A 12,818-nucleotide genomic window follows, 5' to 3' on the forward strand; every position below is an offset into this window, starting at 1 on the left:
TACAAATAAGGGATAATTTGTGAAAAGTATTAGTCAGCCCGCGCATTACGCGGCATAGTGAAAAGCTAAAGCGCTGGGGTGAGGATAGAGAATGTTTTCTTTTGTCGCCAGACAGGCGATTTTTGATGAAAATTTGCAGACGTTTGGCTATGAGCTCCTGTTTCGGGACAGTATGGCTAATCGTTTCCCCAACGTTTCACCTGAACACGCTACCGCCCAGCTCATCGAAGAGCAATTCTTTGGTGCGCCCAGCGACGGCCAGAAAGAGTCGGGCACGGTGTTTGTTAACTTTCCCTATGAACTGCTGCTCCAGGGGCTGGCAGAAACGCTGCCTAAAGATCGGGTGGTTATTGAGATCCTTGAAACCGCCGAGCCGACCGGGGCCCTACTCGCCACTATTAAAAGACTGCATCAGCAAGGGTTTCGCGTTGCGCTGGATGATTTTTCTCTCAGCAGCGACTGGGATATCTTTATTCCCTACATCAGCATTATCAAATTTGATATTCGAGAAAATAGCTGGCCGGAAATACAGGACTATCTGCTGTGCCGCGAGGCGCTGCTGAAAAATACCCTGCTGCTGGCAGAAAAGATCGAAACCTTTGACGAATACGAACTCTTTAAAAACGCCGGCTTTACCCTGTTCCAGGGCTATTTCTTTAGCAAGCCGGTGGTCTACAAAAGCAATAAGCTGGTGCAGAACCATATCGTCTCTTTGAATCTGATTCAGGAGGTGAATTCCGACGCGCCTAACCTGCAGCGTATCGAAGATCTGCTCAAGCACGACGTCGCCCTCTCCTATAAGGTGATGCGCTATGCGCAGAACATTCTCTATAACACCCGGGGCATTAAGGGGACGCGCAGCCACTCGCTGAAGGATATTGTGGTTTATCTGGGGGCCAAAGAGCTGCGGCGCTTTGTGCTGGTCACCTGCCTCAGCTCAATGAAAGACGTTAAAACCAATGAAACCTACTATCAAAGCCTAATCCGCGCCAAGTTTTGCGAGCTGGCGGCGGCCCGCCTGCGTGGCAGGGTCTCGGCCAACGACGCGTTCATGGTGGGACTCTTCTCGCTGCTGGACGCCGTATTCGAGATCCCGCTGGAGGAGCTGATCGGCCAGGTGGTGATCTCTCAGGACGTTCGCATGGCCCTGCAACAGCACCGGGGTCTGCTGCACCAGTTTGTTGGTTTGGCCGAGCTGTACGAACAGCGGAAGTGGGAGGAGGCCAGCCAGCATGCCTACCGGCTGGGACTGACGCGCGGAATGGTGGCTGAGATGATGTCCTCAGCCACCCAGTGGGCCGACGAGATGCCGGTTAACGCCCCGTTGAAAGCCAGCCCGCCGAAGAGCGCCCGCGTGCGCTAAACCATGGCGCGCTCGGCGTTAACCACCGCCACGCACTGCCCGGCCCGCACCGACGATCCCGGCTGCACCCGAACCTGATCCACGATGCCATCGCAGGTGGCCCGCAACGGGATCTCCATCTTCATCGACTCCAGGATCACCATTACGTCCCCCTCCTTCACCCTGTCGCCCGGCTTGACCAGCACCTGCCAGAGATTACCGGCAATGGGGCTGTCGATGCCACGCTGCCCCGCCTGAAGCGGCGCATCATCACCCAGCTCCGGCATAGCGTCGTTGCTATCAAAGTGCGCCTGGCCGGAGGCTACCCAGCGCTCTCTTTCAGCATTAAACGCCGCCTGCTGATGGTGGCGGAAGGCGTCAATGCTGGTCGCCTCCTCGGCCAGAAACTGCTGGTACTCCGCCAGCCGCAGCGTGCTCTGCTCAATGCGCAGCGGATAGCGCCCGAGCGGGAAGTCGCGGCGAATGGTCAGCAGCTCTTCGGCAGAAACCGGGTAGAAACGGATCTGGTCGAAGAAGCGCAGCAGCCACGGCTTACCGCCGAAATCTTCGACCGCATGATAGCGATTCCACATCTGCAGCGTGCGTCCCACGAACTGATACCCGCCCGGCCCCTCCATGCCGTAGACGCAGAGATACGCCCCGCCGATCCCGACCGAGTTCTCCGCCGTCCAGGTACGCGCCGGGTTATATTTGGTGGTCACCAGCCGGTGGCGCGGATCGAGCGGCGTCGCCACCGGCGCGCCGAGATAGACATCTCCCAGGCCCATCACCAGATAGCTGGCGTCAAACACCGTGCGATAAACCTCGTCAATGTTGTCGAGATCGTTGATGCGGCGGATAAACTCCAGGTTGCTTGGACACCAGGGCGCATCCCGGCGTACGGTGGTCATGTACTTGTCGATGGCTTTCTGGCAGGCCGGATCGTCCCACGACAGCGGCAGCCAGACCACACGCGACGGCACCTGCAGATCCTCCTGCTGACATACCGAGTGCCACACTTCGCGTACGATCGCCAGCAGGTGCGATAGCGTCAGCGCCTCCGGCTGATAGTGTACCTGTAGCGAGCGGATGCCGGGCGTCAGGTCAATCACCCCGTCAAGGGCCAGCGCCTCCAGGGCCTGCATCAGAGCGTGGCCGCGAAAGCGCAAAACCAGATCCAGCTCGGCATCGCCAATCTCCAGCAGCAGATGGGTATCACCAGAGAGCCGCGCCACCAGCCGCTTGTCCGCTGCCCCAGTCTCCATGACTACCGGCGAGGTGAGCGGCTGCATCTGCCAGTTGATCGCCACCGGTTGCAGGCTAGCCAGCTCCTGGCTGCGCCCCTGCGCCAGCAGGCGGGCGGTGTCGATATCCACCGGCACGAAGCGCACCCGATCCCCGGCGTTAAGCTGGCCAAGCTGCCAGAGATCCGCCTCGATGACCGTCACCGGGCAGACAAAGCCGCCGAGGCTTGGGCCATCCGGGCCGAGGATCACCGGCATATCGCCGGTAAAGTCCACCGCGCCAATGGCATAAGGGTTGTCATGAATATTCGAGGGGTGCAGCCCCGCCTCGCCGCCGCTGTCGCGCGCCCACTCCGGTTTTGGGCCAATCAAACGCACGCCGGTGCGGCTGGAGTTGAAATGCACCTCCCACTCGGTGGCAAAAAAGGTCGGGATCCACTCGGGCGTAAAGTACTCTGGCGCGCCGTGCGGGCCGTAGATCACCCGCAGCTCGCGTACCGTCCCGAGGGACGTATGCAGCGCCGCAGGCAGGGCCGCGCCGCAGCGGGTATCGGTTAACGGCGCAAGGTGCAGCACGTCCCCGGTGCGCAGAGCGCGCCCGGCGTGACCGCCAAACTGGCCGAGGGTAAAGGTGCTCTTGCTGCCTAAATAGTCCGGCACGTCGAGACCGCCGCGCAGGCAGAGGTAGCTGCGCACGCCCGCCTCCAGGGTATCTCCCAGGGTTAGCGTGGTGCCAGCACGAATGAAGAAAGTACAGTTCATGGCCTGCGACTGGCCGTCCAGTTCGACGCTTATCGCTGCGCCGGTGACGACCGCCACCGCATCGGTATTAAACTTCAGGATCGGACCGCTGACGGTGATCTCCAGCCCTGCCGCATCGTCGGCATTGCCTAACAGACGGTTGCCAAGGCGCAGCGCGCGATCGTCCATTGGCCCAGATGGCGGCACGCCCACCGCCCAGTAACCCTGCCGTCCCGGATAGTCCTGCACCGTGGTTTGCGTCCCGGCGCTGATCACCTCCAGCGTCGCCGCCTGATAGCTCAGGTTCTCAAGGCAGCGGGTCCATGGCTGGCCGCTGGCAAAGGGCGCGTCGCGCAAAATCTGCCCCAGGTACTGGCGGTTAGTCTCTACGCCGTAGAGGCGCGTCTCTTCCAGCGCGCTATCCAGCCGATCGATCGCCTCGTCGCGGGTAGCGGCGTAGGTAATGATCTTGGCCAGCAGCGGATCGAAAAATGGCGGTACCTCGCAGCCCGACTCTACCCAGGTGTCGATCCGCAGCGTAGTGCGATCCTGCTGCGGAAAATTCACGTTGGTCAGCAGGCCCGGCGAGGGCTGGAACTCACGGCCCGGATCCTCGGCATAAACGCGGGCCTGGATCGCATGCCCGCGCGGGCTTAAGCCAGCCGCGATCTCCGCCAGCGGAGGCAGATCGCCTGCTGCCAGGGCGATCATCATCTGAACCAGATCCACGCCCCACACCTGCTCGGTGACGCCATGCTCGACCTGCAACCGGGTGTTGACCTCCAGGAAGTAGAACTGCTGCGCGCTGCTGTCGTAAACGAACTCCACCGTGCCGGCGCTGCGGTAGCTCACCGCCTTGCCCAGCTCGATAGCCGCCTGGCAGAGCGCCTCGGCCATTCCCTCAGGCAGCGCGGTGGCGGGAGTCTCCTCCAGCACCTTCTGGTTACGCCGTTGCACCGAGCAGTCGCGTACGCCGAGAGCAATCACCTCCCCTTCGCCGTCGCCAAAGATCTGCACCTCCAGATGGCGGGCACGCTCGATGTACTTCTCAATAAAGACGCCCGCATCGCTGAAGTTATTTTTCCCCAGCCGCTGCACCGCGTCGAAGGCCTCCGCCAGCTCTGTCGGGCTATAGCAGACCCGCATTCCGATCCCACCGCCCCCCGCCGTGCTCTTGAGCATCACCGGGTAGCCGACGCTTTCTGCCGCAACCAGCGCTTCCGCGACGTCGGCCAGCAGCTCGGTGCCTTCCAGCAGCGGCACGCCGTGGCTTTTCGCCAGCGCGCGAGCGGTATGTTTGAGGCCAAAGATGCGCAGCTGCTCGGGAGTTGGGCCAACGAAGGCAATCCCGGCGGCCTCGCACGCGTCGGCAAAAGCAGCATTTTCCGACAGGAAGCCGTAGCCGGGATGGATAGCCTGGGCCCCGCTCTCCTGGGCGGCGGCGAGGATCTTATCCACCTGCAGGTAGGTTTGCGCCGCCGGGCCTTCGCCCAGGCTGATCGCCTCGTCGGCTTCGCGAATATGCAGGCTGCTGGCGTCGGACTCCGACCAAACCGCCACCCCTTTCACGTTCATCTCCCGCAGGGTGCGCAGGATACGGCAGGCGATAGCGCCCCGGTTAGCAATGAGTAATTTAGTAAACATGATCCAGACCCGAACCGTGGCGGGTCGTCCCGCCGGGAATAATCTCGCCGCCTGGTCGTCCAGGGGGAAAAGGGTGTTACTGCTGCGGCTTATTGTCCAGCGTCAGGCGATTGGCCCGTACAGCAAACAGACGGTAGAGTACGAGGCGCAGGCGGCTCAGTTCCATACCAGCACCTCCGCAGGGGTCGGGTTCCAGCCGTTGCACGGGTTGTTAAGCTGCGGGCAGTTGGAGATCAGCACGATGACGTTGCACTCCGCGCGCAGCTCAACGTACTTACCCGCAGCGGAGATGCCGTCCTCAAAGGTCAGCCCGCCCTCCGGCGTTACCGGCACGTTCATAAAGAAGTTGATGTTGGCCCCGATATCGCGCTTGTGCAGACGACCATCGTGCAGACAGGCGCAGAGAAAGTTATCCCGGCAGCTGTGCATGTAGCGTTTGTCGAGCGAGTAGCGCACGGTGTTGCTCTCCTGGGCGCAGGCTCCGCCGAGGGTGTCGTGGCGGCCACAGGTATCGGCCACGATGGTCAGCAGCGGATTGCCCAGCCCCGACCACAACACGCTTCCGGTGGTGAGGTAGGCGTTGTTCTGACGGCGCAGGGTGCGCTGGGGATCGTAGCGCTCGCGCGGGTTATCGGCGTTATAGAACAGGGTATCGATGGCCTGGTTGCCTTCGAGATCGTGCAGGCGCAGGGTCTGCCCCTGCTTCACTTCAAACAGGTAGTGCTCACCCGCCGGAATGGTATGGCGAAACACCGCTTCTGCCGGATGTTTTTGGCTTTCAACAAGAGACATTTTTCGGCTCCTTACAGGGCAAACAGCTGGGTGTTAGTAAAAGCGCGACCGTTTTCGGGACGGGTCAGCAGCGCGTTAACGGCGGCCTCGTTGTCGGTGGCCTCGAACCAGCTCAGCGCCACCGGACGCGGAGCGTACTCGGGCTGCGGATCCATCGGGTGTGGCAGCGCGGTCAGGACGATCAAGGTATTCATCGGCGCATACAGCTCGACATAGCTTCCCGGCGTTGAGAAGCCGCTGTGGAAGGTAAAAGCCCCCTGCTCGTCAACGCTGACCTTGCTGAAGAAGTTCACCACCATCAGCAGATCCTCAAGATTGAGGTCCCATTTGCCCATCTCCACCAGCAGGTTATCCATGCCGTTGCGGTAGAAGCCGTTGCGCAGCTCCTGATAGCGACCCTGACCATACTTCTCGGCGGTCTCCTCGGCGTTCAGCACCCCGCCAAAGGGATCGTGCCAGCCGCAGGTATCCGCCACGATGCCCGCCAGCACGCGCCCCATGTCGGAGTAGAAGCAGTGCCCGGCGGTGAGCCTTGCGGTGTGCTGGCCCTTGAGGGTATCCGGCAGGTTCAGACGCTCGCTCTTCTCGTGAGCGTTGAGCATCATCATGCTGACGTTCGCCCCGCCCTCGCTGTCGGTGAGGCGCAGGATCTGCCCACGCTTGAGAATAAAAGAGGCGTGACCGCCGCCGGGAACGGTCTCCTCGCGAATGGCGGTGGAGGTATGCAGAGAGTGCGTCATCGAATTAGCTCCTTAAAGAAATGACGTTAGCGGACGGCGGGGTCATGACCTCCGCCATGCGCGCCTCGTTCAGCGGGATGTCATAGGTGATCCGCGCCCCGTAAGCGTTCGGCTCGTGGGGGTCGATGCGCACCTTGTCGAACACCAGCAGGCGCGTGCCGAGGTTGAACCCCTCGGAGAGATCGTGGGTGACCATAAAGACGGTCATCCGGGTTTCGCTCCACAGCTGGAGCAGCAGGGCGTGCATATCCTTGCGGATGCCCGGATCGAGCGCGCCGAACGGCTCATCCAGCAGCAGCACCCGCGGCTGCATAATGAAGGCCTGGGCGATGGCTAACCGCTGCTGCATCCCGCCCGAGAGCTGGGCCGGATACTTGGTCAGGGCATGGCCAAGACCGACCTTCTCCAGCATCTGTGTCGCCTGCTCGCGGGCTACTTTTTTACGGCTGCCGAACAGGCGACCTAGCAGTGGACTGTTGGGCAGTTCGAGGCCGATAGCGACGTTATCCAGCACGTTAAGGTGCGGAAACACCGAGTAGCGCTGAAACACCACGCCGCGGCTGCGATCCGGCTCCGCCGCCAGTGGCTGGCCGTCAAGGGTAATGCTGCCTCGGGTGGGGCGCTCCTGGCCCAGCAGCAGGCGCAGGAAGGTCGATTTGCCGCAGCCCGATGCCCCGACCATGGAGCAAAACTCCCCCTGCTGAATTTGCAGGTTGACCCGCTCCAGCACCACGTGGTTGCCGTACTCTTGCCAGATATTGTTGATATCGATAAAGCTCATGCCTTCCCTCCTTCCGCCCAGGGAAAACAGGTTTTGTGCAACGCCCGCAGCGCCAGATCCATCAGCCAGGCCAGCAGAGTGATCCAGACAACGTACGGAATGATGACGTCCATCGCCATATAGCGGCGGACCAGAAAGATGCGGTAGCCCAGCCCGGCGGTGGAGGAGATCGCCTCGGCGGAGATCAGGAACAGCCACGCGGATCCGAGCAGCAGCCGCAGGGAGGTAAGCAGGCGCGACAGCAGCTGCGGCAGCACGACGCGCAATACCAGGGTCCAGCTGCTGGCTCCCAACGTCTGGGCCTTAATCAGGATCTCCTGGGGGATCTCCCGCGCCCTGTGCTCAAGATCGCGGGCCAGCATCGGCGTAATGCCGATAACGATCAGCATGATCTTCGACAGTTCGTCGAGGCCGAAGACGATAAACAGCACCGGCAGGATCGCCAGGGGAGGGATCATCGACAGCACGGTCATCAGCGGCGACAGCGAGGCTCGCCACATCGGGAAGACCCCGGCGGTGATGCCGATGCACAGCCCAATCAGCGAGGCGATAACCAGCCCGGTGAGCAGGCGCGCCAGGCTCACCAGGGTATCCAGCCAGAAGAGGTAGTCGCCGCTGCGCCTGTCTGGCGTGAAAGCCATCCGATCAATGGCGGCCAGCATACCGTCGAGGCCCGGCAGCAGCTTGTCGTGCGGGTTAGCCTCAAGGCGTACCGCGGAGCCAAGAAAGTAGGCCGCCAGCAACAAAACAAACGGCAGCAGCACCAGCATAAGGCGCATACCAGGCTGTGGGTGGCGGTTAATTTGTCGCATGCACAGGCTCCGTTAGTCTTAAAGTTTGCCGTCGGCGGCCAGCTTCACGAAGCTGTCGTCAAAGCGCAGCTTGACGTTGCCCGCATCGCCCTGGGTCACGTTGCCTGGGAAGGCCATGCCGATAAAGTCCGCGCTCTGCGCTCCGTCACCCAGCAGCCCCTTGTCAAAGGAGAACTGCGCCACGCGCTGCATGGTTTTCGCCAGATCGCCCGAAGTGGTGAACGCGAGGTTATCCGCCGGGGTATAGAAGAGATGGGTGGTTTTTAGTTGCGCCTGGTAGCCCGCCAGATCGGTGCCGGAGGCTGCCGCCATGGCGTTCAGCGCCTTCGCATCCTGGGCTTTCATCAGGCCCATCATTTCGTACCATGCTCCGGTCAACGCCTTGCCCAGAGCCGGGTTATCCTTCAGCGTTTCGGTATTGACCACCATCATGTCGATCAGCTCGCCCGGCACGGCGGTAGAGCTAAAGACCTCAGTGGTTTTTGGCGTCGCCTTGATGGTGGAGAGCTGCGGATTCCACGCCACCGCCGCCTGGACGTCATCGGTGGCGAACGCAGAGACGATGTCAGCGTCGGAGGTGTTCACTACCGTCACGTCACGCTCCTGCAATCCGGCCTTCTCCAGACCGCGAACCAGCAGATAGTGGGAAACAGACAGCTCCGGCAGGTAGATTTTCATCCCTTTCAGGTCGGCGAGCTTTTTGCCTTCGCCCTTAAGCACCACGCCGTCGTTGCCTTCGGAGTAGCTGCCGAGGATCAGCGCCGTGGTATCGACCCCGCCCGCCGCCGGAATGGTCAGCGCATCCATATTGGTCATGGTGCAGCCGTCAAACTGGCCGGCGGTGTACTGATTAATGGATTCGATATAGTCATTGAGCTGGACGATGTTGATTTTGATGCCGTACTTACTCGCCCATTTGTCGATGATCTTCTCGCTGCTGATGGTGCCCCACGGCATCCAGCCCGCGTAGATGGTCCAGCAGACGTTGAACTCTTTTTTAGCCGCCGCAAATGAGGGAACGCTGGTAAGCAGGGCCAGCGACAGAGCAAGCGTGCGGAGAAAGGAACGTTTTTTCATTATCTGACCTCGGGTTGGCACAAAAACAGGGAGCAGCGCGACACCCTCTGGTGCTGCTGTCTCCCGGGCTTTTGTCCCGCCGTGTAACCTCAGAGAGGTCGCCAGCTCTCGGACCAGCATTCATCAGCGATGAACCGGAACCCTAGCCAGCTATTTTTACAGATAAGTTATGTTGCGCTGCCTTCTACCTAGAACAGTGCAAAAGCTATGCCAGGCGCTAACGCCCGCAAACGGTGCCTGCTGCGAGCGCAGCAGGCGAAAAGTGCGCCCCAAAATTGGGCAGTGCTATGTGATGGTGCAATACCCTACTCTACCGCACGGCTTTTACTGCCGGAGTAGATAAACCAGAGGGCGATACCGAGGCAAACCACTGCCCCCAGTCTGGTAGCGGAGAAGGGGATCGCCTCGTTATGCAGCCAGCCAAAGTTGTCGATCAGCATGCTCATCGCCAACTGGCCGAAGATCACCGCCACGGTGGCCACCGCCGTGCCGATACGCTGCACCGCCAGCACCATAATCACGATATAGGGCACGCCCAGCAGCGCGCCGAGCAGCTGCCACTTCGGCACCTCCAGCAGGGTCACCGCATGCTTAGTCTCAAAGAAGAAGATCAGCAGGGCGGTAATCAGCGCGCCAACGGAGAAGGTCAAAAATGCGCTGCGAAACACGCCCACCTTGCTGCCTAGCTGGCCGTTGATCGCCGCCTGCACGCTCAGCAGCGCGCCGCCCACCACGGAGAGAATAATCATCAGTAGAATCATTTTTCGTTATCCTTTTGCCACCAGCGCCAGCGCGGCGATGATGAAAACCAGAGCCCACAGGCGCTTTGCATCAATTTGTCTGCGCCCGGTCCCAAAGAGTCCAAAGTGATCGATCACCAGGCTCTTAAACACCTGCCCGGCGAGAATGCCGATCATGCACATGGCTACCCCAACGATCGGCGCGGCCAGGGTGAGGATCACCACGTAAGCCGGGCCGAGCACGCCGCCGAGCAGCTGCCAGCCGGGCTGGCTGAAAAAGGAGGGGCTGTTGCGCGGACTGAAAAAGAGCATCAGCAGGAAGGTGAGCGCGGCCCCGACGCCAAAGATGCTGAAGGTGGCCCACAGGTGCCCTACCTCGCCCCCCAGCGGGCCGAGAATGCCAGCCTCTACCGACAGCCCCATGCCGCCCACGATCACCAGTAAAATCAGTAAGAATTGCATGACTACGTATTCCTTAAGAACAGAAGCGCAGCAGCCTAAAGCAACCTTCAATATTAAAAAACGCTATAATGCGGGAAACACCTTTGCAGGTTCTGCACTAATGAACGATACAGGCTCGATCACCCTGCGCGCACTGCGCTTTTTTGTTGCCGTCTATGATAAACAGAGTTTTTCAGCGGTGGCGCGCCGGGAGGGCGTCTCCGCCTCGATGATCTCTCGCACCGTGATCCAGCTGGAGAACGCGCTGGGGCAGCAGCTTTTCTATCGCAATACCCGGGCGGTGATCCCTACCGAAGCGGGTCACCTGTTTATGGTGCACGCTCGCGCCATGCTGGAAAACATGCACAGCGCGCAAACGGAGCTGCAAAACCGCGCTGCCGTGCCCGCCGGGCTGGTGCGTATCAATGCCCCGGTGTTCTTTGGTCAGCACCATATTGCCCCCTGGCTCAGCGGCCTGGTGGCGCGCTATCCGCAGCTACAGATTGAGCTGAACCAGACCGACGACTATATCGATCCCCATCGCGACGCCGCCGATCTGATCTTTAGCATTGGCACCCTAACCGACTCCTCTTTTCACGCGCGTATTTTAGGCACCCAGCGCTACTACCTCGCCGCGTCGCCGGACTACGTGGCAAAACACGGGGTACCGCAGACGCCAGCGGAACTGAATCAGCATCGCTGCCTGGTCTACAGCGGCTCCTCCGGCCCTAATCGCTGGCTATTTAACGCCGAGGGCAGCGAGTGGGTGCACTACCCGGTAGCAGCCCACCTCAGCTCAAATAATGCTGAGACGCTGCTTACCGCTGCGCTAGGCGGCATGGGAATTGTGTTATTTCCAGACTGGATGGTGGGTAACTGTCTACGGCAGAGAACATTAGTTGAGCTATTAGCTGACTATCACCCCACAATTAATGCTGGACCGCAGCATATTGCCGTGATTTATCCCAATACCCGGCATCCGCCTTTAACAGTACGTGCGGTTATCGATTATTTTGTCGAGGTTTATGGCACCCCCCTTTATTGGCAGGTCACCTGAACTCATGAGAAGGTTGTAGAATTAAAAAAGTCTTCTACACTTATTTCCAAGGCTTCGATTTTAATCACGTTTTGATGAGGTCTTTAATATTCAACTGACAATCAGGAGAGTCTAATGAAAAAAGCGATCGTTTTACCTGTTGCAATTTTACTTGGCGCAGCGGCCCTGTCTGGTTGTACCCGTACCAGCTACGCGATTCATACCAATGATGGCCGGACCATCATCACCGATGGCAAACCTGAGCAGACCGATGCAGGCCTGTTAGGCTATAAAGATGCCAACGGCGTTAAGCAGCAGATAAACCAGTCCGAAGTTCAGAAGGTCTCTGAAGTACCTCATTAATAGAAGGGCCCTTACGGGGGCTTTTTTATTGCCCCCTTAACCCTCTCTCAATTAACGCCCCTTGCGCTTCTCGGAATACATCACCGTATCGGCATCCTTTAGCATATCCACGAGGTCATCATATTTTCCTGTGCTATTTTCCAGCATGCCGTAGGAGTAATTTAACGGATATTTCTTACCTACATGACTATACCAGTCATCTATTTTAGTTTGCAGATTGAATAAAAACGCGTCGGCATCATTCTGTCCGTTATGCGCCAGCAGCACGGCAAAAGCACTGCTGTCCACGCGACCACAGACGTCACCGCTTTTCATGCAGCTATTAAGGCACTTGGCAAAGGCTCGCAGGGCGTTATCTCCCTCGGCGTGGCCCCAAATATCATTAAGAGACTGGAGGTCCTCGACCACGAAATAGAGCAGCGAAAAAGGCGTCGCGTCCCGGGTGAGCTCGGCAAAACGTTTATCGCCTATCTGGAAAAATCCACGCCGGTTAGGCAGTTCGGTGAGCTTATCGGTCATCGCCATGCCAATAATCACCAGCTCATCTTCAACGATCGCGCCTAAATCGAGCAGGAGATTAATATCGTCGGAGCTGAACTCCCGTGGCTTATTATCAAGTAGGCAGATAGTGCCCGCGATCGATCCATCGGGCAGGCGCACCGGGCAGCCCGCATAGAAACGCACAAAGGGTTCATCGTGTACCAGTGGGTTATTGTCGAAGCGATCGTCCTTCAGCGCATCTTTAACGATCATAATGCCCTGCAGCAGGATCGCGTGGGCGCAGAAGGAGACGTTGCGCGAGGATTGGCGCATATTGAACCCCTCGCAGGAGATCATCCACTGCCGATCCCGGTCCAACAGGGTGATAAGCGCAATGGGCACGTTAAAGGTCGCTTTTGCCAACCGGGTAAGGCGTTGCAGCCGCTCATCATCTTTTTTATCAAGCAGATCCATCATATAGAGCGATTTTAAGCGCTCTTTTTCATTAACGGGTACACCGGGAAATTTCATAGACACCCTCTCTGGTTTATTAACAATATAACCGAGAAGTGTGTTTTTGGTAGG

The 12,818-nt window shown here is 59.3% G+C and carries 12 protein-coding genes and 1 riboswitch; of the genes, 3 read left to right on the forward strand and 9 right to left on the reverse strand.

The window, feature by feature from the left end; genetic code table 11:
* Positions 1-172: 172 nt before the first annotated feature.
* A complete protein-coding gene (locus tag FN633_RS16040; protein WP_243731510.1) occupies positions 173-1,363 on the forward strand; it encodes an EAL and HDOD domain-containing protein in 1,191 nt (396 codons plus the stop codon).
* On the opposite strand, the gene uca is transcribed toward FN633_RS16040, so the two are convergent.
* The 8 genes from uca to FN633_RS16080 form a co-directional block, all read right to left on the reverse strand.
* Positions 1,360-4,971, reverse strand: coding sequence for an urea carboxylase (gene uca / locus FN633_RS16045; protein WP_154058397.1), 3,612 nt, complete (start codon positions 4,969-4,971; stop codon positions 1,360-1,362). The genes FN633_RS16040 and uca overlap by 4 nt on opposite strands.
* Positions 4,972-5,127: 156 nt before the next feature.
* On the reverse strand, positions 5,128-5,763 hold the full coding sequence (locus tag FN633_RS16050; RefSeq protein WP_154058398.1) for an urea amidolyase associated protein UAAP2: 636 nt from the start codon (positions 5,761-5,763) through the stop codon (positions 5,128-5,130).
* Positions 5,764-5,774: 11 nt separating this feature from the next.
* On the reverse strand, positions 5,775-6,503 hold the full coding sequence (locus FN633_RS16055) for an urea amidolyase associated protein UAAP1 (RefSeq protein ID WP_154058399.1): 729 nt from the start codon (positions 6,501-6,503) through the stop codon (positions 5,775-5,777).
* Positions 6,504-6,507: 4 nt separating this feature from the next.
* Positions 6,508-7,284 (reverse strand): ABC transporter ATP-binding protein, encoded by a 777-nt coding sequence (locus FN633_RS16060; RefSeq protein ID WP_154058400.1) that lies wholly within the window; start codon positions 7,282-7,284, stop codon positions 6,508-6,510.
* Positions 7,281-8,096, reverse strand: coding sequence for an ABC transporter permease (locus FN633_RS16065; protein WP_154058401.1), 816 nt, complete (start codon positions 8,094-8,096; stop codon positions 7,281-7,283). Before FN633_RS16065 ends, FN633_RS16060 begins: the two co-directional genes overlap by 4 nt.
* An 18-nt stretch (positions 8,097-8,114) precedes the next feature.
* Entirely contained in the window at positions 8,115-9,173 is a 1,059-nt protein-coding gene (locus FN633_RS16070) for a putative urea ABC transporter substrate-binding protein (protein ID WP_154058402.1), read from the reverse strand.
* 58 nt (positions 9,174-9,231) lie between these two features.
* Positions 9,232-9,330: riboswitch (guanidine-I (ykkC/yxkD leader) on the reverse strand.
* Positions 9,331-9,478: 148 nt separating this feature from the next.
* Positions 9,479-9,934: a DMT family transporter gene (locus FN633_RS16075; RefSeq protein ID WP_154058403.1), complete on the reverse strand. Its 456-nt coding sequence runs from the start codon at positions 9,932-9,934 to the stop codon at positions 9,479-9,481.
* A 6-nt stretch (positions 9,935-9,940) separates the two neighbouring features.
* On the reverse strand, positions 9,941-10,375 hold the full coding sequence (locus FN633_RS16080; RefSeq protein WP_154058404.1) for a DMT family transporter: 435 nt from the start codon (positions 10,373-10,375) through the stop codon (positions 9,941-9,943).
* Between the two features lie 100 nt (positions 10,376-10,475).
* Between FN633_RS16080 and FN633_RS16085 the strand changes: the two genes are divergently transcribed.
* Positions 10,476-11,411, forward strand: a complete 936-nt coding sequence (locus tag FN633_RS16085) for a LysR family transcriptional regulator (RefSeq protein ID WP_154058405.1) — start codon at positions 10,476-10,478, stop codon at positions 11,409-11,411.
* A 114-nt stretch (positions 11,412-11,525) separates the two neighbouring features.
* Complete coding sequence (locus FN633_RS16090; protein ID WP_042387723.1) at positions 11,526-11,753, forward strand: YgdI/YgdR family lipoprotein; 228 nt, start codon at positions 11,526-11,528, stop codon at positions 11,751-11,753.
* 51 nt (positions 11,754-11,804) lie between these two features.
* Here FN633_RS16090 and FN633_RS16095 read toward each other — a convergent pair whose 3' ends face one another.
* Complete coding sequence (locus FN633_RS16095) at positions 11,805-12,764, reverse strand: sensor domain-containing diguanylate cyclase (protein ID WP_154058406.1); 960 nt, start codon at positions 12,762-12,764, stop codon at positions 11,805-11,807.
* Positions 12,765-12,818: the final 54 nt, after the last annotated feature.

This window comes from Pseudescherichia vulneris, assembly GCF_902164725.1.
In the GTDB taxonomy this organism is placed as follows: domain Bacteria; phylum Pseudomonadota; class Gammaproteobacteria; order Enterobacterales; family Enterobacteriaceae; genus Pseudescherichia; species Pseudescherichia vulneris.

Bases quoted from the DNA above. Each gene is read 5' to 3' on its own strand.
- FN633_RS16050 (WP_154058398.1), bottom strand. From the start codon at position 5,763: ATGTCTCTTGTTGAAAGCCAAAAACATCCGGCAGAAGCGGTGTTTCGC.
- FN633_RS16075 (WP_154058403.1), bottom strand. From the start codon at position 9,934: ATGATTCTACTGATGATTATTCTCTCCGTGGTGGGCGGCGCGCTGCTG.
- FN633_RS16070 (WP_154058402.1), bottom strand. From the start codon at position 9,173: ATGAAAAAACGTTCCTTTCTCCGCACGCTTGCTCTGTCGCTGGCCCTG.
- FN633_RS16095 (WP_154058406.1), bottom strand. From the start codon at position 12,764: ATGAAATTTCCCGGTGTACCCGTTAATGAAAAAGAGCGCTTAAAATCG.
- FN633_RS16040 (WP_243731510.1), top strand. From the start codon at position 173: ATGGCTAATCGTTTCCCCAACGTTTCACCTGAACACGCTACCGCCCAG.
- FN633_RS16065 (WP_154058401.1), bottom strand. From the start codon at position 8,096: ATGCGACAAATTAACCGCCACCCACAGCCTGGTATGCGCCTTATGCTG.
- FN633_RS16060 (WP_154058400.1), bottom strand. From the start codon at position 7,284: ATGAGCTTTATCGATATCAACAATATCTGGCAAGAGTACGGCAACCAC.
- FN633_RS16055 (WP_154058399.1), bottom strand. From the start codon at position 6,503: ATGACGCACTCTCTGCATACCTCCACCGCCATTCGCGAGGAGACCGTT.
- FN633_RS16085 (WP_154058405.1), top strand. From the start codon at position 10,476: ATGAACGATACAGGCTCGATCACCCTGCGCGCACTGCGCTTTTTTGTT.
- FN633_RS16080 (WP_154058404.1), bottom strand. From the start codon at position 10,375: ATGCAATTCTTACTGATTTTACTGGTGATCGTGGGCGGCATGGGGCTG.
- uca (WP_154058397.1), bottom strand. From the start codon at position 4,971: ATGTTTACTAAATTACTCATTGCTAACCGGGGCGCTATCGCCTGCCGT.
- FN633_RS16090 (WP_042387723.1), top strand. From the start codon at position 11,526: ATGAAAAAAGCGATCGTTTTACCTGTTGCAATTTTACTTGGCGCAGCG.